Origin of the sequence: Cellulomonas sp. (assembly GCF_017744555.1) — a bacterium.
In the GTDB taxonomy this organism is placed as follows: Bacteria; Actinomycetota; Actinomycetes; order Actinomycetales; family Cellulomonadaceae; genus Cellulomonas.
Window position 1 is genome coordinate 11,897 of the sequence record NZ_JAGIBD010000037.1, and the last position, 18,863, is coordinate 30,759.

The following is an 18,863-nucleotide window of genomic DNA, read 5'->3' on the forward strand; positions in this document are numbered from 1 at the left end:
CGTCGGCGATGAACGACGCGCCCGACCCCCAGCAGCCCGCCCCCGCCACCGCCCGGTCCGCCCGACCGCGGGTCATGGTGCTCTTCGGCGGCAGGTCGGGGGAGCACGCGATCAGCTGCGCGACGGCGGGCGGCGTGCTCCGCGCGATCGACCGCGACCGGTACGACGTCCTCGCGGTCGGCATCACGCCCTCCGGGCGCTGGGTGCTGGCCGACGACGACCCGGACCGCTGGGCGATCACCGACGGCCGGCTCCCGCAGGTCGAGGACACCGCCGCGCACGTGCTGCTCCCGCAGGCGACCGACGACCGCGACGTGCAGGTCCTCGAGCGCGGGCTGCTGCCGCGGACGGTCGGCGAGGTCGACGTCGTCTTCCCGTTGCTGCACGGCCCGTTCGGCGAGGACGGCACGCTGCAGGGGCTCCTCGAGCTCGCGGACGTCCGCTACGTCGGCGCCGGGGTGCTCGCGTCGGCGGTCGGCATGGACAAGCACATGATGAAGCTCGTGCTCGCCGGCCACGGGCTGCCCGTCGGCCCGTTCGAGGTGATCCGCCCCGGTGAGCTCGAGCGCGACCCCGAGGGCGTCGTCGCGCGCATCAAGGCGCTCGGCCTGCCGCTGTTCGTCAAGCCGGCCCGCGCCGGTTCGAGCCTCGGCATCTCCCGGGTCGACGACCTCGCCGACCTCGAGCAGGCCGTCGCGGTCGCCCGCGCGCACGACCCGAAGGTCGTCGTGGAGGCGGCGATCGAGGGCCGCGAGATCGAGTGCGGCGTGCTCGGCGGCCGGGCGGGCGAGCGTCCGCGGGCGTCGCTGCCTGGCGAGATCGTCGTGACCGACCCGCGGCACGCGTTCTACGACTTCGAGGCCAAGTACCTCGACGAGGGCGGCGTCACGCTCGCGTGCCCCGCCGACCTGCCGCCGGACGTCGTCGCGGAGGTCCAGGAGGTCGCGGTCCGCAGCTTCGAGGCCGTCGGGTGCGAGGGCATCGCCCGCGTGGACGTGTTCGTCACGCCCGAGGGGCGCGTCGTCGTCAACGAGATCAACACGATGCCCGGGTTCACGCCGTTCTCGATGTACCCGCGCATGTGGCAGGCGAGCGGTGTGACGTACCCGGAGCTCGTCGACGAGCTCATCGCGCTGGCCCTCGCCCGGCCCACCGGGCTGCGCTGAGCGACGGTCTGCCGCACGGCAGTCACGCCGTCACAGGCACTCGCGCGTCTTCTCCGTGCGGTCCACGGCCGGGCCGAGAGCGTCGATGAACGCCGTCGACCGCTCCTGTGCCACCTCGGCCGGCACCTGCACCTCGACGGCCGGCTCCCGGCCGTAGGTGGTGAACGTCCAGGCGCTCGTGTCCTCGTGCGCCGGGTCGTCCGCCACCGCCACCCAGTCCACGGTGGCCCCGCCGGGCGTCGCGACGGTGACGCAGTGCTCGGTCGTCGGGCCCAGCGGCTCGACACCGCAGCGCAGCACGACCGGGTGCGCCGGGTCGCCCCACGCCGTCGTCGCCTGGCTCGTGGTGTCCCGTCGGGGCAGGTCGTCGCCGAGGGAGTCGGGCGTCGCGAGCACGACGCTCGCGCACACGGGGTCCGTGGCGTGCGGCGCGACGGAGACGGGGACCGCGCTCGTGCACCCGCCGAGCAGCGTCGCGGTCGCGGCGGCGCCGACGAGCGCGCGGCGGGTCGGGCGGGAGCTCGTCTCAGGCACACGTCACCGTAACGCGGCCCGCGAGGCCTCCCGGACGCCCGAGGCGGTCCGGCGACGTGACGCGGGCCACCGTGCACGCGACGGTGCCGCCGCGCCGTCTACGGTGGCGGCGTGAACGACGACCTGCGTGTCTCCGACCTCTCCGAGGAGCAGCTGCTCGCGCGGATCTTCCCGCACCTCCCGGCCGGTGCCGGCACGCTCGTGCCGCCCGGGGACGACGCCGCGGTCGTCGCAGCGCCGGACGGACGGGTCGTGGTCACGACCGATGTGCTCGTCGAGGACCGGCACTTCCGCCGCGTGTGGTCGTCCGGGGAGGACGTGGGCCGACGGGTGGCGGTGCAGAACCTCGCCGACGTGGCCGCGATGGGGGCCCGTCCGACGAGCCTCGTCGTCGCGCTCGCCGTCCCGGGCGACCTGCCCGTCGCGTGGGTCGAGGGCCTCGCGCGCGGGCTCGGCGCAGTCTGCGGGCCGCTCGGGGTGGGGGTCGTCGGGGGAGACCTGTCGGGCGGACCGGTGGTCGTGGTGGCCGTCGCGGCGCACGGCGACCTCGAGGGCCGGGTGCCGGTCCTACGGTCGGGCGCGAGGGTCGGCGACGTCGTCGCGCACGCCGGTCGGTGCGGGCGGTCCGCGGCCGGGCTCGCGCTGCTCGACGCCGGCCGGGCCGGTGTCGACCCCGACGCCGTCGCGGCGCACCTGCGGCCGACGTCGCCGCTCGACGCCGGACCCGCGGCCGCGCTGGCCGGTGCCACCGCGATGCTCGACGTCTCCGACGGGATGCTGCGCGACGCCGGCCGGATGGCGCGGGCGAGCGGCGTCCAGATCGACCTCGACGAGCCCACGACCGCGTTCGCGGACGACCTCGCGGCCCTCGCGCCGGCCGCCGCTGCCGTGGGTGCCGACCCGGTCGCGTGGGTGCTCGGGGGTGGAGAGGACCACGGGTTGCTCGCGACGTTCCCGCCGGACGGCGTCCTGCCGGCGCCGTTCCGGCAGGTCGGCACGGTCCGATCGGGCAGCGGCGTGCTCGTGGCAGGACGGGAGCCGACCGTCGCGCCGGGATGGGACCACTTCGGCGGCTGAGGGACGCGGCCCGCCCCTCGGCGACCTGCGGCCGCGATCAGCCTCGGCGGTACCGGACCTCGAGCAGGTCGGCGCCGCCCAGCTCCTCGTAGCGTTCGACACCGTCGGCCTGGAAGCCGTGACGACGGTAGAAGTGCCGTGCCCGCTCGTTGGCGGCCAGCACCCACAGGGACAGCCGCGTCCGCTCGCCGCTCTCGGCGATGACTGTGCGCATGAGGTCCCGGGCAACCCCGTGCCCCCAGATGCCGGGGTCGAGGTAGATGGAGTAGATCTCCCGGTCGCCGCGGGCGGCGTCCTCGTCGCGGCTGGGCCCGAGGCTCACGAAGCCGACGATCTGCGGTCCGGCCTCGGCGACCCAGGTGCTCACGTTGTCGGCGGGCCCGGAGCGCAGGAACCGCGTCCAGTCGGCCGTCCGTGCCTCGGCGTCGAGGGAGGCCAGGTAGTCGTCGGGCACGATCCCGGCGTACGCCTCGCGCCAGGACCGGACGTGCACCCCGGCGATCCCCGCGGCGTCGGCCTCGGCGGCCTGCCGGATCGTGACGTCGTCGAGCTGCTCGATCATGACGTCACCCTGCCACATGGTCCGGGCAGCGCGAAGGCCCGTGAGGCGAATACCTCACGGGCCTTCGGGAAACGCTTCGACGTGCGTCAGACGGCGCGCTGGACCTTGCCGGCCTTGAGGCACGAGGTGCACACGTTGAGACGCTTGGGGGTACCCGCCACCACGGCGCGCACGCGCTGGATGTTCGGGTTCCAGCGGCGCTTGGTGCGCACGTGCGAGTGCGAGATGCTGTGCCCGAAGCTCGGGCCCTTGGCGCAGACGTCGCAGTTGGCAGCCACGGTCTTCTCCTGTGTTCTTGCGGTTCGGCCGGGCCGACCAGGTCGGTCCCGATGCTGTGCGGGCACGCCGCGGGTCGCGGCGAAGTCGGGGGCGGGGCGCTGACCGTGCCGTTTCCGGCCCCCGTCGTGCGCCACCAGTGCCCGAAGACCTCCGGGCAACCGGTCAAGACTAGCCCATGCCCCGACGGCCCCCCAAATGGGCGCCTCCGCGCGGCGGTCGGACGCGCGACCGGTGGACACGGGGTGGGTGGCTGTCGGTGACATCGGGCAGGGTATCCGCAGAGGCGCGGGCCTCGGCGTGACGACGGAGGTGCGGTGGAGGAGCTCGACGCGGCGGTGCTGCGCGCCTGGGCGCTCGGTGCCCGGGCGACGCTCGACGTGGCACGCCCGCACATCGACGCGGTGAACGTGTTCCCGGTCGCCGACGGCGACACGGGGACCAACGTGCTGCTCACCGTCGAGGGCGGCGTCGCGGCGCTCGGGGCCGTGGCCGTCGACGCGCCCGCGTCCGAGGTCGCGCGGGCGTTCGCGCACGGCGCCATGCTCGCCGCGCGCGGGAACTCCGGGGTCATCGTGAGCCAGTACCTCGCCGGGCTCGCGGCGGCGCTGCCGGACGCCCCGACCCCCACGCACGTCGCCGAGGCCCTCGCGTCCGCCGCCCGGGCAGCCCGCGGGGCGGTCGCCGACCCGCAGGAGGGCACGGTCCTGACCCTGGCCGACGCCGTGGCTGCGCGAGCGGCGGCTGCGGCGACGGACGGCGCGTCGACGGCCGTCCTGCTCGCCGAGGCCGTCGCCGACGCGCACCGTGCGCTCGCCCGGATCAGCGCCGAGCACCCGGTGCTGCGCCGTGCCCACGTGCTCGACGCCGGCGCGTGCGCGCTGCTCGTCGTCCTCGACGCGCTGGTCGCCGCCGTGCGCCGAGCGGCGCCCTCGCACGCGGCGCCCGACTGGTTGCCGAGCAGGCCCGCCCACCTCGACGGTGCGCCCGAGCCGGGCGGCGCCTTCGAGGTCATGCTCCTGGTACGCGAGGCCGGCGGGTCCGGCGGCGACCTGGGTGCCGAGCTGCGGGCGCGGATGCACAGGCTCGGTGACTCGGTGGCGGTCGTCGGTGCCGACGGGTGGTGGCACGTGCACGTCCACACCGACGAGCCTGGCCGGGCCATCGCGGAGGCGGCGCTCGGGCCGCGCGAGCAGGTCGTCGTGCGGCTCGTCGACACCCCGCACGCCGCGTCGGGCCCCGAGGAGGAACCCGGACGCTGGGGGCTCGTCGCGTGCACGTCGTCGCCGTCGCTCGCGGCCTGGTACGCGACCGCGGGGGCGGTCACGGTCGTGCGGTGCCCCGAGACGCCCGTGACGTCGGCGCACCTCGCCCGGGCCGTCGCCGACACCGGCGCGAGGAGCGTCGCGGTGCTGCCCGGAGGTGCTGTCGGCGTGGACGTGCTGGGTGACGTGCTCGCGGCTGACCGGGGAGCGGTCGTCGAGGTGCTCGACGCCGATGACCAGCTGCGCGCGGTGGTCGCGACGCTCGCGTTCGCCGGCGCGTCCTCGTCGTCCGGCACGCACGCCGCCGTGCTGGCCCTCGGTCGCGTCCGGGGCGTCGCCGTCGACGGCGACCTGCTGACGGGCGTCGAGGAGCTGCTGGGCAGCGGGAGCCGGCCCGGCGACCTGAGCCTCACGGTGCTGCACCGGGACGCCGTCGACCCCGGCGTGGCCGACGCGCTCACCGCGCTGCTGGGGGCGCGGACGGACGGCGTCGAGCCGGTGCTGGTCGGTCCGACGGGCAACGGCCCGCGGTTCCTCGTGGGGATCGACTGATGGCGCGCGCGACCGGGCCCGGGGTCCGCTACGCCGACGGCGTCGAGCCCGCCCGCGGCTACCTCGACGAGCCGGTGACGACCCTCGTGCCGCGCTCGGCCAAGCCGTTCGCGTCGCTCGGCATCCGCACGGTCGGCGACCTGCTGCGGCACTACCCGTGGCGCTACGCGGATGCGAGCACCCTGACGGACATCGCCGGGCTCACCGTCGGGGAGGACGTCGCGATCGTCGCCGAGGTGCGCGAGGCCGTCGTGCGGCGGGCGCGCACGACCCACCAGGCCCGGCTCGAGGTCACGATCACGGACGGCACGCGCACGCTGCAGCTGATCTTCTTCGGGGCGACCCGGCACCACGAGAACCTGCTGCGGCCCGGTCGGCGCGGCCTGTTCTCGGGGCAGATCGGCGAGTTCGGCGGGCGCCTGCAGCTCGCGCACCCGACGTACGAGATGTTCGACGACGACGTCGAGGGGGAGCGGCAGGCGGTCGAGCGCGCCGAGTGGCCGCGGCCCGTGTACCGCGCGGTCGCGGGCCTGGACACCGCCAAGATCGGCCGCGCGGTGCGGACCGCGCTCGGGCCGCTGACCGAGGCCGACGTCGACGACCCGCTGCCGCCTGCCGTCCGGGAGGCCCGCCGGCTCGGGTCGCGCCGCCAGGCCCTCCAGGACGTGCACGAGCCGCACGAGGAGTCGCAGTGGCGTCGCGGGCGGGCGCGTCTGCGGTTCGAGGAGGCGTTCGTCCTCCAGGCCGAGCTCGCGCGCCGCCGGGCCCGGGCCGCCGCCGAGCCCGCCACGGCCCGTCCCCGCGTCGAGGGCGGCCTGCTCGACGCGTTCGACGCCCGGCTGCCGTTCGCGCTGACCGCCGGCCAGCGGGAGGTCGGCGAGCAGGTGTCCGTCGAGCTGGCCGGCGCCGTGCCGATGCAGCGCCTGCTGCAGGGCGAGGTCGGCTCCGGCAAGACCGTCGTCGCGCTGCGCGCGATGCTCCAGGTCGTCGACGCCGGAGGACAGGCCGCGCTGCTCGCGCCGACCGAGGTCCTCGCTGCCCAGCACGCGCGGTCGCTGCGCCTGCTCCTCGGCGACCTCGCCGAGGGCGGGATGCTCGGCGGGTCCGAGATCGGCACCCGCGTCGCGCTGCTCACCGGCTCGCAGAGCGCGGCCGTCAAGAAGGCCGCGCTGCTCGACGCCGCGGGCGGCGCCGCCGGGATCGTCGTCGGCACGCACGCGCTGCTGTCGGCGACGGTCCAGTTCGCCGACCTCGGTCTCGTGGTGGTCGACGAGCAGCACAAGTTCGGCGTCGAGCAGCGCGACACCCTGCGCGCGAAGGCCGCGAGAGCCCCGCACCTGCTCGTCATGACTGCGACCCCGATCCCGCGCACCGTCGCGATGACCGTGTTCGGCGACCTCGAGACGTCGGTGCTGCGCGAGGTGCCGGCCGGACGCAGCGGCGTCACCACGCACGTCGTGCCCGCGGACCGGCCGGGGTGGCTCGACCGCACGTGGCAGCGCGTGCGCGAGGAGGTCGACCGCGGCGGGCGCGCGTACGTGGTGTGCGCGCGCATCGACGGCGACGAGCAGGCCGCGGTCGACGACGACGTCGACCTCGTCGACGACGACCAGGCGGCCAGCACGCGCCCGCCGCTGCGCGCGGTGCTCGAGGTGGTCGACACGCTGCGCGGGCTGCCCGCCTTGGACGGTGTCCGGATCGGCCTCCTGCACGGCCGGATGGCGCCCGACGACAAGGAGCGCGCGCTCGCGGACTTCTCGCGCGGCGACGTGCCCGTGCTCGTGTCCACGACCGTCGTCGAGGTGGGCGTCGACGTGCCCGAGGCGACCGTGATGGTCGTGCTCGACGCCGACCGGTTCGGTGTCTCGCAGCTCCACCAGCTGCGCGGTCGCATCGGGCGCGGGACCGCACCCGGCGTGTGCCTGCTCGTGTCGTCGGCACCCGAGGGCACCCCGGCCGCGGCACGGCTCGAGAAGCTGGCGAGCACGTCCGACGGGTTCGAGCTCGCGACGTTCGACCTGGAGCAGCGCGGCGAGGGCGACGTGCTCGGCGCCTCGCAGTGGGGAGGCTCGTCGTCGCTGCGGCTGCTGCGTGTGACGCGCGACGGGGAGGTCATCGAGCGGGCCCGGCAGGACGCGCGCGCACTCGTCGACGCCGACCCCGAGCTGGCGGGGTGGCCGCCGCTGCGGGCCGCGATCGACGCGATGCTCACGGGCGACCGCGAGGAGTTCCTCGACCGGGCGTGACCGCCCGTCCGGCCCGGCGCGGGCGCGGGCACGGCGGGTCGTGGGACGCGCGTCCGGGTCGGTGCGTGGCGCACATCCGGGTCGGTGCGTGGCGCACATGCGGCGCGGTGCGTGGCGCACATCCGGCGCGGCTACCCTGACGGACGTGTCGAAGCCCGTCGTGCGCGCCCAGGACCTGCTCGTCGGCTACGGCGGGGCACCCGTGTGCGCCCCCGTGTCGTTCACCCTGGCGCCCGGCAGGGCCGTCGCGCTGGTCGGTGCCAACGGCTCCGGCAAGTCGACCGTGCTGCGCGCGGTGATCGGCCTGCTCGAGCCCGTGTCCGGGTCGCTGCAGGTGCTGGGCGGTCCCGTCGACGAGCGCGACGTCGGGTTCCGGCGGCAGGTCGCGAGCGTGCTGGACGACGACGCGTACTTCCCGGCGCTCACCGTGTCCGAGCACCTCTACCTCACGGCGCGCGGCCACGGCGTGCGGGGTGCCGACGACGTCGTCGAGGAGCTGCTCGCAGAGTTCGGGCTCACCGACCACGCCCGCTCGCTTCCCGTGTCGTTGTCGTCCGGCCAGCGCCGCCGCCTGCTGCTCGCGGCGGGCTTCGTGCGGCCGCGGTCCCTGCTGGTCCTCGACGAGCCCGAGCAGCGGCTCGACAAGGCCATGCGCGACCGGCTCGCGGCCCGCCTGGTCGAGGAGAAGCGCTCGGGCGGGTCGGTGCTGCTCGCGACGCACGACACCGAGCTGCTGCGCGCCGTCGCCGACCGCGCCGTGGTCGTGGCGGACGACGTCACGCGCGTCATGTCGGCGGCCGACGCGGCCCAGGTGATCAGCCGGGAGAACCCGTGACCGACGACACCGACGCGGACGTCGAGCCCGCCGTCCAGCCGTTCGACGTCGGCGCGATCCCGCCCGCCCGCTCGATCCGGAAGTTCACCGCGCAGGCGGGCAACGCGCGTGGCGGCGCCAGCTTCGGCTCGCTCATGTCGGACGTCTACTACGCCGTGATCTCGCTCGCGATCAGCATCGGGATCGCGCTCGGCTTCGCGCAGGCCATGCGGGTCGCGCTGCCGCCCGCGCCGGACGTCGCACCGCCTCAGGGCCTGAGCCTCGCGGCGCTCGTCGTCGTCATCCTCGTCGCGCTCGCCGGCGTGCTGCTGTCGCTGGCCGGGCGGCTCGGTCCCGTCGGCGCCGGAGGCGCGGAGGCGGCCTGGTGGCTGAGCCTGCCGGTCGACCGCCGCGGCCTGCTGCGTCCCGCGTCCCGGCGGCTGCCGATCCTGGCCGCGTTCGTCGGGGCCGTGGTCGTCACGCTGCTCGACGCGGGTCTCCTCAGCGACACGGGCGGCCGGCTGCTGCGCGTGGCTCTGGCGTCGGCGTTCGGGGCGGCCGCGATCGTGCTCGTCGCGGGCGTGCTGCAGTCGGCCGGCGTGCCGCGGCGCACGACGGCGCTGGTGGGCGACCTGCTGCTCGCGGCGGCGCCGGTCTGCGCGGTCGTCCTCGCGGCGACGGGCTGGGAGCTCGACGAGCTGCCCGGGCCGCCGTGGGCTCTCGTCCTCGTGCTCGCCCTGGTCGTCGCAGGCCTCGTCGTGCTCGTCGACCGGCGGCTCGGCCGCATGCCGGAGCGGTCGCTGCGGGAGAGCGGGTCGGTCGCGTCGCAGGCCGTCGGCGCCGTCGTCTCGATGGACTCCCGCGAGCTCGGGCGGGCGCTGACCGACGGTGCCGCGCCGTCGGCGCGCCGGTGGGTGTCGCGGCTGCGGACCGCGCGCGGCCCCGCGTCGGCCCTGGTCACCGCCGACCTCGTGGTGCTGCGCCGGTCCGCCCGGCACATGGTCCAGCTCGTCGTCGCCGCCCTCGTCCCGGTGCTGGCGAGCACCGTGCCGCAGCTCGCGAGCCCGGCGGGGGTGCTGCTCGCGGTCCTCGTGTCGGGGTACGTGGCGATGAGCGCGACGGGCGAGGGTGCGCGTCGCGCCGAGATGGCCCCGGTGCTGGACCGGCTGCTGCCGCTCGAGGCCAAGGAGGTCCGTCGGCTGCGGATGGTCGTGCCCGCCGTCGCGATGCTGCTGTGGTCGCTCGTCGCGTTCGCGGCGATCGGTCGCTGGACGGGCGACGTCCCGGGGTGGCTCGCGCTCGGGATCGCGTCGACGCCGGTATGGGCCGCCGGTGCCGTGCGATCGTCGTACCGGCCCGCGCCCGACTGGGGCGGCGCGCTCGTGTCGACGCCGTTCGGCGCGCTGCCGACCGGGGTGGGCAGCGTCCTTGCGCGCGGCCCGGACGTCGTGGTGCTCGGCCTGCTGCCCGTGTGGATCGCGATCCTGCTGCGCACCGTGAGCACGCCGCTGCTGTTCGTCCAGGTCGTGCTGTCGGTGATCGCGGTCGCGGTCGCGTCGTCGGTCCGCAAGGGGTCGCTCCTCGAGCGGCTCATGGAGCAGGCCGACCAGCAGGCGACGACGGGCCCGTCGGGCGCGCGCCGATGACGCGGATCGTCGCCGGCACCGCCGGCGGCCGCACGCTCGAGGTCCCGCGGCGCGGCACCCGCCCGACGAGCGAGCGGGTCCGTGAGGCGCTGTTCTCCCGGCTGGAACACCTCGACGTAGTCGACGGCGCGCGGGTGCTCGACCTGTACGCGGGCTCGGGCGCGCTCGGTCTGGAGGCGGCCAGCCGCGGGGCCGTGCACGTGACGCTCGTCGAGTCGGGGCGTGACGCGGCGGCCGTGTGCCGACGCAACGTCGCGACGCTCGGCCTCGAGGGGGTCGTCACGGTGTCTGCCGAGACCGCCGAGCGGTTCGTGCAGCGCGGCGTCGTCGCGCCCTGGGGGCTCGTGCTCGTCGACCCGCCGTACGACCAGGCGGACGACGACCTCGCCGCCGTCCTCGCCGGCCTCGCGGCGCCGGGCGCGCTGGACGAGGGCGCCGTGCTGGCCGTCGAGCGCTCCACACGCGCCGCCGAGCCCCGTTGGCCCGACGGCATCGTGCGGTTCGACCGCCGCGCCTACGGCGAGACGGTGGTGTGGTTCGCGGAGCCGGAGCTCGGGTCCGGCGTGGACCAGCCGTCGTCCTGAGCGCGGCGTCGGCGGGCGCGTCGGAGAGCCTGGCCTACCCTGGGCGACGTGACCATCGCCGTCTGCCCGGGGTCCTTCGACCCGATCACCCTCGGCCACGTGGACGTCGTGCGGCGTGCGGCGTCGATGTTCGACGAGGTCGTCGTCGGCATCGCCCGCAACTCGGCGAAGAGCGCGCTGCTCACCCCCGACGAGCGGGTCGCGCTCGCCGGCAAGGCGCTCGCGGACGTGCCCAACGTGCGGGTCGAGGCCGTCGACGGACTGCTCGCGGACTTCGTGACACGGGTCGGTGCGCACGCCGTGGTCAAGGGGCTGCGCAGCGGCGCGGACTTCGACGCGGAGCTGCCGATGGCGCTCATGAACCGCCACCTGTCCAGCGTCGAGACGGTGTTCGTGGTGGGGGACCCGGCGCTCGCGCACGTCGCGTCGTCGCTGGTCAAGGACGTGGCCCGGTACGGCGGGCCGATCGACGACCTCGTGCCGGCCGGTGTCGGCGAGGCCGTGCGGGACGCGCTCGCGCGCGCGACGACGAGGAGCTGACGATGACGGACCAGGAACCGACGACCCGCCCCGAGGGGCTGACGGGCGTGCTCGACGCGATCGGGTCGGCCGTGACGAACGCGCGGGCCATGCCGATGTCGTCGTCGGTGCTCGTCAACCGCGCCGAGCTGCTCGACCTCGTGGACCAGGCGCGCGACGTGCTGCCGACGCAGATCACGCAGGCGGACGCGGTGCTGGCGGACGCCGACGCCGCCCGCGCCGCCGCGCAGGCCGAGGCGGACGCCATCCTCGCCGACGCACGGGCGCGCGCCGCAGCGCTCGTGGACGCCGAGCAGGTGGTCATCGACGCGCGTGCCCGGGCGCAGGAGATCGTCGCGGAGGCCGAGCAGACGGCGGACGGGCTGCGCCGGGACGCCGACGACTACTGCGACCGCCGGCTGGCGGACTTCGAGATCGACCTGGGCAAGGTGCTCAGCCAGGTGCAGGCCGGTCGTGCGAAGCTCGCCGGACGCCTGGAGGACCCGTCGGGCGTGTGACCCGTCCGGATTTTGGGTGGCACCCGACGGTGTCGTAGAGTTGGCGGTTGGTCCTGCTGGTCATGGCGTGGACCGAGATCTGATGAGGGGACTGGCCGTGCATCGCCCTGTTCACCTCGATCCCCGTTCGCCGTTCGTGCTCGACACCCACGAGCTCGGCCGACGTCCGGGATCGACGCGGACCGTGCAGCTCACGGAACGCGCCCCCGAGGATCTCGGTACCGACGTGATCGGCATCCCCACCGGCACCGACGTCGAGCTGGATCTGCGGCTCGAAGCGGTCATGGAGGGGGTCCTGGTCTCCGGATCCGTCCGGGGCCAGGCGGTCGGGGAGTGCGTGCGCTGCCTGGGCGAGGTCGTCGAGAACGTCGACGTCCAGCTCACGGAGCTGTACGTCTACCCCGAGCGCGCGGCCGTCGCCGTCGAGGACGGTGACGACGAGGAGGACGTGCGCGAGCTGGAGGGCGACCTGGTCGACCTCGAGCCCGCGCTGCGGGACGCGGTCGTGCCGGCTCTGCCGTTCCAGCCGTTGTGCCGCCCCGACTGCCCGGGTCTGTGCTCCGAGTGCGGAGCACGCCTGGCGGACGACCCTGACCATTCGCATGAGACGCTTGACCCCCGCTGGGCCGCCCTGGGCAGCCTCGCGAGCCAGGTCGACGAGACGAAAGAGAGCTAGCCGTGGCGGTTCCGAAGCGCAAGATGTCGCGCAGCAACACCCGTGCGCGTCGGTCGCAGTGGAAGACCACTGCCACGACGCTCAGCACGTGCCCGCAGTGCAAGGCCGACAAGAAGCCCCACACGGCCTGCCCGTCGTGCGGCGCGTACAACGGCCGTCGCTACGCCGAGGCCGTGCGCAGCGAGTTCGAGGCCTGAGCAGCACCTCCGCCGCCGTGACGCACCCGCGCACCGGAACGCCGGCATGAGTGCCGCGGCGGAACAGCTCGTCGAGAAGCTCGGGGTCCACCTGGACCCCGAGCTTCTCGTGCTTGCCCTGACCCACCGGTCGTTCGCGCACGAGGCCGGCGGCATCCCGACGAACGAGCGGCTCGAGTTCCTGGGCGACACCGTGCTCGGGCTGGTCGTCACGGAGTCGCTGTACCGCGACCACCCGGACCTGCCGGAGGGCGACCTCGCGAAGATGCGGGCCGCCACGGTGTCGCAGCGCGCGCTCGCCGAGGTGGCCCGCACGCTCGACCTCGGGGACTACGTGCTCCTCGGCAAGGGTGAGCTGAGCACGGGCGGCCGGGACAAGGACTCGATCCTGTCCGACACGCTCGAGGCCCTCTTCGGTGCCGTGTACCTGTGCCACGGGCTCGAGCCGGCCCGCGGGGTCGTGGCGAAGCTCGTCGGCCCCACGCTCTCCGCCGCGGCGGACCTCGGCGCAGGCCTCGACTGGAAGACGTCGCTGCAGGAGCTGTCCGCCGCGCTCGGACTCGGTGCGCCGAGCTACGAGGTCATCGGCGAGGGCCCGGACCACGCGCGCACGTTCACGGCGCACGCCGTCATCGCGGCCGAGCGGCGCGGCACGGGCGTCGGGCCCGCGAAGAAGCTCGCCGAGCAGAAGGCCGCAGCCGACGCGTACCGCTCGCTCCAGGCGCAGCACGCCGACGCGCTGTCCTGATGCCCGAGCGTCCCTGATGCCTGAGCGCGCCTGATGCCCGAGCTTCCCGAGGTCGAGACCGTCCGTGACGGGCTCGCCCGGCACGTGCTGGGCCGTCGCGTCGCGCGTGTCGACGTGCACCGGGAGTACAGCGTGCGCCGGCACGCCGAGGGGCCGCTCGACTTCGCCGGCAGGCTGACGGGGCGCCGGTTCGAGGCGGCGGTGCGGCGCGGCAAGTTCGTGTGGCTGCTGCTCGACGACGGCGACGACGCGCTGCTCGCGCACCTCGGCATGAGCGGGCAGCTGCTGGTCCGGCAGACGCCCGACGAGGCCGTGGACCACCCGCACCTGCGGGTCCGGATGGCGCTCGACGACGGGTCGTCGCTCGACTTCGTCGACCAGCGCACGTTCGGCCACCTCTCCGTCCCGGACCTGGTGCCCACGGCGGACGGGCTGCCCGGCGGCCTCGGGTCGGACGTCGCGGCGGTGCCCGTGCCCGTCGCGCACATCGCCCGGGACCTGCTCGACCCGGTGCTGGACCGCGCGGCCGTCGTCGCCGCCCTGCGGGCCAGGCGCACCGGCATCAAGCGGGCGCTGCTCGACCAGACGCTCGTCTCCGGCGTCGGCAACATCTACGCCGACGAGGGCCTGTGGCGGGCCAGGCTCCACTACGCCCGGCCGACGGAGACGTTGCGGCGGGCAGAGGCCGAGCGCGCGCTCGACGGCGCGCACGAGGTCATGACCGAGGCCCTGCGGCAGGGCGGCACGAGCTTCGACGCGCTGTACGTCAACGTCAACGGCGCGTCCGGCTACTTCGACCGGTCGCTGGCCGTCTACGGCCAGGAGGGACGGCCGTGCCCGCGGTGCGGGACGCCCGTGCGGCGCGACGAGTTCATGAACCGCTCGTCGTACACGTGCCCCGTGTGCCAACCGCGCCCGCGCCGCGGGCACTGGTAGAGCCGCGGCACTGGTCGACGACACACCCGCACGGCGTCAGCGTTCGACGAGGTTCCGCAGGGGCCGTCCCTCGACGAAGGCCGCGACGTTCTCGGCGATCAGCGCGCCCGCCCCGAGCGGTCGCCCGCCGGCGGCGTGCGGGCTGATCAGGATCCGGGGCTCGCTCCACAGCGGCGAGTCGGCGGGGAGCGGCTCGGTCTCGAACACGTCGAGCGCGGCACCTGCCAGCCGGCCGGCGCGCACGGCGTCGAGCAGGGCACCCTCGTCGAGCGTCGCACCGCGACCCACGTTGACCACCCACGCGTGCGGCGGGAGCTGCGCGAGCACGGCGGCGTCGACCGTGTGCCGGGTCGTCGCCGTCGCGGGGAGCAGGTTGACCAGCAGGTCCGTGCCGGGCAGCACCGCGCCGACGTCGTGCCCCGCGACGACCGGGTGCCCGTGCCGCTCGCCGGACCGGGTCGCCACACCGGTGACGTGCGCGCCGAGCGCGGTGAGCAACGGTGCCAGCCGGCCGGCGATCGACCCGAAGCCCCAGACCAGGACCCGGGCACCGGCGAGGGTGCGGAACTCGTCGGGCCGGAGCTGCTGGATGCCCCCGAGCTCGCCCGCCCAGCGGTGCTCCTGCTGCGCGCGCACGAGGTCGGGCAGCCGGCGCGCGCACGCGAGCACGAGCGCGAGCGTGTGCTCGGCGACGGGTCCGTCGTGCAGCCCCCGTCCCGACGTCACGACGACGTCCGGGCCGAAGCCGGCCTCGAGGACCGTGTCCGGCCCCGCGGCGAGCGACTGCACCCAGCGCACGCGCGTCAGCCGGGTCGCGGCGTCGCGCAGGTTGCGCCGGCCGTTGCCCCACGTCACGAGCACGTCGGCGTCGAGCGCCTCGTCGGGGAACGGACCGTCGACGCGGTAGCGCAGCGTGCGGACGCCGTCCGGCAGCGTCGGGTCCTCGTCGAGGGTGGTGGGCAGCAGCACGAGAGTCACCCGAGCACGATGCCACGACCCGCCGTGCACGGCTTGTGCGCCATGAGCAGGGCAGAGACACGGGCCATGGATACGATGCGATCGTGCCAGCGCTCAGCTCCTCCGCGAAGAACGGCCCGATCACGGTGATGATCGTCGACGACCACGAGGTGGTCCGGCGAGGGATCGCCGAGGTCGTCGAACGCGCCGACGGCATGACCGTCGTCGCCGAGGCGGGATCGGTCGGCGACGGCGTGCGGCGAGCGGGGCTCGTCCGTCCGCAGGTGCTGCTGGCCGACCTGCAGCTTCCCGACGGCACGGGCATCGACCTCATCAAGGCCGTCCGCGAGGCGCAGCCCGACGTCAAGGCGATCGTGCTGACGTCGTTCGACGACGACGACGCCTTGGCAGCCGCGCTCGAGGTCGGCGCGTCCGCGTACCTGCTCAAGACGGTCCGTGGCGCGGAGATCACCGACGTCGTGAAGGCCGTCGCCGCAGGTCGCACGCTTCTCGACGACCGCACGGTGACCCGTCGCCGGGCCGGTCAGGAGGACCCGACCGAGAACCTCACGCCGAGCGAGCTGCGGGTGCTCGACCTGATCGGCGAGGGGCTGTCGAACCGCGAGATCGCGGAGCGCCTCGGCGTCGCGGAGAAGACCGTGAAGAACCACATCACGTCGCTGCTCGCCAAGATGGGCCTGCAGCGCCGCACGCAGGTCGCCGCGTGGGTGGCGTCCCGCAAGCACAGCAGCTGGCGGGCCGAGCCCGGCCACTGACCGGCTGCGCAGGACCGCTCAGCCGAGCGGGGCCGTCCACCGCAGGTGGGTCCCGGTGCCCGTCTCGGGTGCGCCGAGGCTGAACGAGCCGTTGTGCTGGCGTGCGCGCGAGGCGAGGTTCCCGGTGCCCGACGCCCGGTCGCGGGTCGCGGGCATGCCGACGCCGTCGTCGATGACGTCGACGACCACGGAGCCGTCGGTGCCCTGACCGTCCACGGCCACGTGCACGGTCACCGAGCTGGCGTGCGCGTGCCGGGCCGCGTTGGCGAGCCCTTCACGCACGACGGCGACGACGTCGTCGGTCAGCGCGTGGCCGACGCGGTCGTCCATGCGGTCCTCGTCGAGGCCGTCGTCGTCGTCGTGCTCGCTGCCGTCGAGGAGCGCGCCGTCGAGCATGAGCACCACCGACGGTGCGAAGCCGAGGCCGGTGCGGGCGAGCGACGCCTCGCGGCGCAGCCGTTCGACGAGGCCCGTCGCGGCATCGGGGTCGCGCAGCTTGAAGACGATCTCGCGGATCTGCCGGACCGAGCCGTCGACGTTGTCGAGAGCCTCGTCGACGATGCTGAGCAGCTCGCTGGGGTCGACGCCGCGGGCGGCGCGGCGGCGGACGGTCTCGAGCTGCATGCCGGTCGCGAACAGCTGCTGGATGGCGAGGTCGTGCAGGTCGCGCGCGATGCGCTCGCGCTCGTCGAGCAGCGACGCGATGTCCTGCGCGTGCCGGGCCTCGGCCAGCACGTACGCGAGGGCGGCCTGGGCGGCGAACGACTCGGCGGTCGCGAGGTCGCGCTCCTCGAACAGCGGCTTGCCCTTGAGGCGGAAGAGCAGCAGCACGCCGACACCGCGACCGGACGTCTGCAGCGGCGCGAAGATCGCCGAGCTGAACGCGGCGAGCTCGGGGACGACCGTGTGGATGGACTGCGACGGCTCGAAGACGATCATGCCCTTGTTGTCGAGCATCACCTTCTCGGCACGACCGCCCGTCGGCATCATCGTCCCGACCAGATCGGGCGCCAGGTGGCCCACGGCCATCTCGATGAGCAACGTGCCGCCCAGCCCGGGAAGGGCGAGCGCGGCGGTGTCGGCACGCGACACCTCGCGGGCGGTGGCGGCGACGTGCTCGAGCGCCTCCTCCTCGTCGACGCCCTCCAGCAGCATCGTCGTCACGTCCTGCCCCGCGCGCAGCCAGTGCTCGCGCTGGGCGGCCTCGGCGTACAGCTGCGCGTTCGAGACGGCCACGCCCGCCGCGGCGGCGAGCGCGACGACGATCTGCTCGTCGGCGTCGGTGAACCCGCCCTCCTTCTCGGAGAGGTACAGCTGGCCGTACACGTGCTTGCCGAGCCGGACGGACGCCCCGAGGAACGACCCCATGGGTGGGTGGTTGGCGGGGAACCCGCGGAACGCGGGATGCTGGGTGAGGTCGTCGAGCCGGAGCACACCCTCGTGGGGGATCATGCCGAGCACGCCCTGCGCGTGCGGGGCCGACGCGAGCATCCGCGCGACCGCGGTCGGGACGCCCGTGTAGACGAACGTCGTCGACGTCCCGTGCGAGTCGAGCACGTTGATCGCGCCGTACCGCGCACCCGTGAGCCGCGCGCTGACCTGCACGAACCTGTCGAGCACCGCGGGCAGGTCGAGCTCGCTCGCGACCGCGAGGATCGCGTCGAGGAGCTCGGTGATGCCGCTGGCCGCCTCGCGGGCGGGCTCGGGCTGGACCTCAGACAGGACGCCCTCCGCCCACGGGGTCCCGATCCGCCGGCTCTCCGGCATCGGCGTGTCCCGCACGCATGCCTCCCTCGTCCGTGCCGAGCGGCGGACGCGGCCGGCCGGCCGTCTCGCGCTCGATGGCCTCACGGTAACCCGGGAGGCGTGAGAGGAGGTCGGCGTGCGTACCGCGTGCCGCGACGTGCCCGTCGTCGAGGAGCACGACCTCGTCGGCGTCGTCCAGGGCGGTCAGCCGGTGAGTCACGACGAGGACGGCCCGGCCGTCGGTGCGTGCCGCGGCGAACAGCTCGCCGACCACGGCGTCGGCGGTGCGGGCGTCGAGGTGCTCGGCGGGCTCGTCGACGAGGAGGACGGGGGCGGGGGACAGGAGGGCGCGCGCGAGCAGCAGGCGCCGGCGCTCGCCGCCCGAGACGGTGCGCGCGTCGGGTCCGACGAGCGTGTCGAGGCCGTCGGGGAGGCCGTCGAGCCACCGGCCGAGGCCGACCCGGTGCAGGGTGGCGCGGGCCTCGGCGGGCGTGACGTCGCCCCGAGCGACCCGCAGGTTCTCCAGCACGGTCGTGCCGAACACGTGGCCGTCCTCGAGCGCGCTGACCACGACGTCGGCGGACGGCGGGGTTCCGTCGTCGTCGCGGGCCACCGTGCCGGACACGGCCGGCAGCAGCCCCGCGAGCGTCAGCAGCGTCGTGGTCTTGCCGGTGCCGCTGGGCCCGACGAGCGCGACGCACCGCCCGGGAGGCAGGTCGAGGTCGAGACCCGTGACGACCGGTCCGCGACCCGGCCAGCCGCACGCGAGGTCGCGTGCGACGAGACCGACCCCGGGGGCGGGGCGGCGCGGCACGTCCGGGGTCGGCTCGCCGGCGGTGTCGAGCAGCGCGAGGATGCGGGCCGCCGCGGCGCGGGACCGCTGCACCTGGAGCGCCGCCGCGGGCAGCATCCCGGTCGCCTCGAACGCGGCGAGGGGCGTCAGGACGATCACGGCGAGCTCGACGGGGGCGAGCAGCCCGTCGCCGACGGCCGGGATGCCCGTGACGAGGGCGGCCAGCACCGCGAGCCCGACGGCGACCTGGCCGAGCCCGGCGGCCAGCGCCGCCG

At 75.3% G+C, this 18,863-nt stretch carries 20 protein-coding genes; 14 read left to right on the forward strand and 6 right to left on the reverse strand.

What is annotated here, in order from left to right:
- Positions 1-8 precede the first annotated feature (8 nt).
- Positions 9-1,166 (forward strand): D-alanine--D-alanine ligase family protein, encoded by a 1,158-nt coding sequence (locus tag J7523_RS17595; protein ID WP_291889604.1) that lies wholly within the window; start codon positions 9-11, stop codon positions 1,164-1,166.
- A 30-nt stretch (positions 1,167-1,196) separates the two neighbouring features.
- On the opposite strand, the gene J7523_RS17600 is transcribed toward J7523_RS17595, so the two are convergent.
- Positions 1,197-1,700, reverse strand: coding sequence for a DUF3515 domain-containing protein (locus tag J7523_RS17600; protein WP_291889606.1), 504 nt, complete (start codon positions 1,698-1,700; stop codon positions 1,197-1,199).
- Between the two features lie 111 nt (positions 1,701-1,811).
- On the opposite strand from J7523_RS17600, the gene J7523_RS17605 reads away from it, so the two are divergent.
- Positions 1,812-2,777 carry a thiamine-phosphate kinase gene (locus tag J7523_RS17605; protein ID WP_291889608.1) on the forward strand — a complete coding sequence of 322 codons (966 nt, stop codon included), beginning with the start codon at positions 1,812-1,814 and terminating at the stop codon, positions 2,775-2,777.
- Between the two features lie 37 nt (positions 2,778-2,814).
- Here J7523_RS17605 and J7523_RS17610 read toward each other — a convergent pair whose 3' ends face one another.
- Positions 2,815-3,339: a GNAT family N-acetyltransferase gene (locus tag J7523_RS17610; protein WP_291889610.1), complete on the reverse strand. Its 525-nt coding sequence runs from the start codon at positions 3,337-3,339 to the stop codon at positions 2,815-2,817.
- A gap of 86 nt (positions 3,340-3,425) precedes the next feature.
- The gene (gene rpmB / locus J7523_RS17615; protein ID WP_029289091.1) at positions 3,426-3,617 is read right to left on the reverse strand and encodes a 50S ribosomal protein L28; all 192 of its coding nucleotides are present in this window, start codon (positions 3,615-3,617) and stop codon (positions 3,426-3,428) included.
- A 315-nt stretch (positions 3,618-3,932) separates the two neighbouring features.
- Here rpmB and J7523_RS17620 point away from each other — a divergent pair, with 315 nt between their 5' ends.
- The 11 genes from J7523_RS17620 (at position 3,933) to mutM (ending at position 14,316) form a co-directional block, all read left to right on the forward strand.
- Positions 3,933-5,432 carry a DAK2 domain-containing protein gene (locus J7523_RS17620; RefSeq protein WP_291889626.1) on the forward strand — a complete coding sequence of 500 codons (1,500 nt, stop codon included), beginning with the start codon at positions 3,933-3,935 and terminating at the stop codon, positions 5,430-5,432.
- A complete protein-coding gene (locus J7523_RS17625; RefSeq protein ID WP_291889628.1) occupies positions 5,432-7,678 on the forward strand; it encodes an ATP-dependent DNA helicase RecG in 2,247 nt (748 codons plus the stop codon). The genes J7523_RS17620 and J7523_RS17625 overlap by 1 nt, the downstream gene beginning before the upstream one ends.
- A gap of 145 nt (positions 7,679-7,823) precedes the next feature.
- The gene (locus J7523_RS17630) at positions 7,824-8,513 is read left to right on the forward strand and encodes an ABC transporter ATP-binding protein (RefSeq protein WP_291889630.1); all 690 of its coding nucleotides are present in this window, start codon (positions 7,824-7,826) and stop codon (positions 8,511-8,513) included.
- The gene (locus J7523_RS17635; RefSeq protein WP_291889632.1) at positions 8,510-10,138 is read left to right on the forward strand and encodes a DUF6297 family protein; all 1,629 of its coding nucleotides are present in this window, start codon (positions 8,510-8,512) and stop codon (positions 10,136-10,138) included. The genes J7523_RS17630 and J7523_RS17635 overlap by 4 nt, the downstream gene beginning before the upstream one ends.
- A complete protein-coding gene (gene rsmD, locus J7523_RS17640; RefSeq protein WP_291889634.1) occupies positions 10,135-10,722 on the forward strand; it encodes a 16S rRNA (guanine(966)-N(2))-methyltransferase RsmD in 588 nt (195 codons plus the stop codon). The genes J7523_RS17635 and rsmD overlap by 4 nt, the downstream gene beginning before the upstream one ends.
- A gap of 48 nt (positions 10,723-10,770) precedes the next feature.
- Positions 10,771-11,262 carry a pantetheine-phosphate adenylyltransferase gene (coaD, locus tag J7523_RS17645; RefSeq protein ID WP_291889636.1) on the forward strand — a complete coding sequence of 164 codons (492 nt, stop codon included), beginning with the start codon at positions 10,771-10,773 and terminating at the stop codon, positions 11,260-11,262.
- Between the two features lie 2 nt (positions 11,263-11,264).
- Entirely contained in the window at positions 11,265-11,759 is a 495-nt protein-coding gene (locus tag J7523_RS17650) for a hypothetical protein (RefSeq protein ID WP_291889638.1), read from the forward strand.
- 82 nt (positions 11,760-11,841) lie between these two features.
- Positions 11,842-12,435: a YceD family protein gene (locus J7523_RS17655; RefSeq protein ID WP_291889652.1), complete on the forward strand. Its 594-nt coding sequence runs from the start codon at positions 11,842-11,844 to the stop codon at positions 12,433-12,435.
- 2 nt (positions 12,436-12,437) lie between these two features.
- Positions 12,438-12,632 (forward strand): 50S ribosomal protein L32, encoded by a 195-nt coding sequence (rpmF, locus tag J7523_RS17660; protein ID WP_291889640.1) that lies wholly within the window; start codon positions 12,438-12,440, stop codon positions 12,630-12,632.
- Between the two features lie 46 nt (positions 12,633-12,678).
- The gene (rnc, locus tag J7523_RS17665; RefSeq protein ID WP_291889642.1) at positions 12,679-13,380 is read left to right on the forward strand and encodes a ribonuclease III; all 702 of its coding nucleotides are present in this window, start codon (positions 12,679-12,681) and stop codon (positions 13,378-13,380) included.
- Positions 13,381-13,413: 33 nt separating this feature from the next.
- Positions 13,414-14,316 carry a bifunctional DNA-formamidopyrimidine glycosylase/DNA-(apurinic or apyrimidinic site) lyase gene (gene mutM, locus J7523_RS17670; protein WP_291889643.1) on the forward strand — a complete coding sequence of 301 codons (903 nt, stop codon included), beginning with the start codon at positions 13,414-13,416 and terminating at the stop codon, positions 14,314-14,316.
- Between the two features lie 36 nt (positions 14,317-14,352).
- On the opposite strand, the gene J7523_RS17675 is transcribed toward mutM, so the two are convergent.
- The gene (locus tag J7523_RS17675) at positions 14,353-15,294 is read right to left on the reverse strand and encodes a phosphoglycerate dehydrogenase (RefSeq protein WP_291889645.1); all 942 of its coding nucleotides are present in this window, start codon (positions 15,292-15,294) and stop codon (positions 14,353-14,355) included.
- Between the two features lie 128 nt (positions 15,295-15,422).
- Between J7523_RS17675 and J7523_RS17680 the strand changes: the two genes are divergently transcribed.
- Positions 15,423-16,049, forward strand: a complete 627-nt coding sequence (locus J7523_RS17680; RefSeq protein ID WP_291889655.1) for a response regulator transcription factor — start codon at positions 15,423-15,425, stop codon at positions 16,047-16,049.
- Positions 16,050-16,067: 18 nt separating this feature from the next.
- On the opposite strand, the gene J7523_RS17685 is transcribed toward J7523_RS17680, so the two are convergent.
- Together J7523_RS17685 and J7523_RS17690 are read right to left on the reverse strand one after the other, a co-directional pair.
- The gene (locus J7523_RS17685) at positions 16,068-17,831 is read right to left on the reverse strand and encodes a GAF domain-containing protein (protein WP_363267261.1); all 1,764 of its coding nucleotides are present in this window, start codon (positions 17,829-17,831) and stop codon (positions 16,068-16,070) included.
- Positions 17,764-18,863: ATP-binding cassette domain-containing protein (locus tag J7523_RS17690; protein WP_291889647.1), on the reverse strand; the 1,100-nt coding region annotated here is incomplete at its 5' end. The genes J7523_RS17690 and J7523_RS17685, both read right to left, overlap by 68 nt.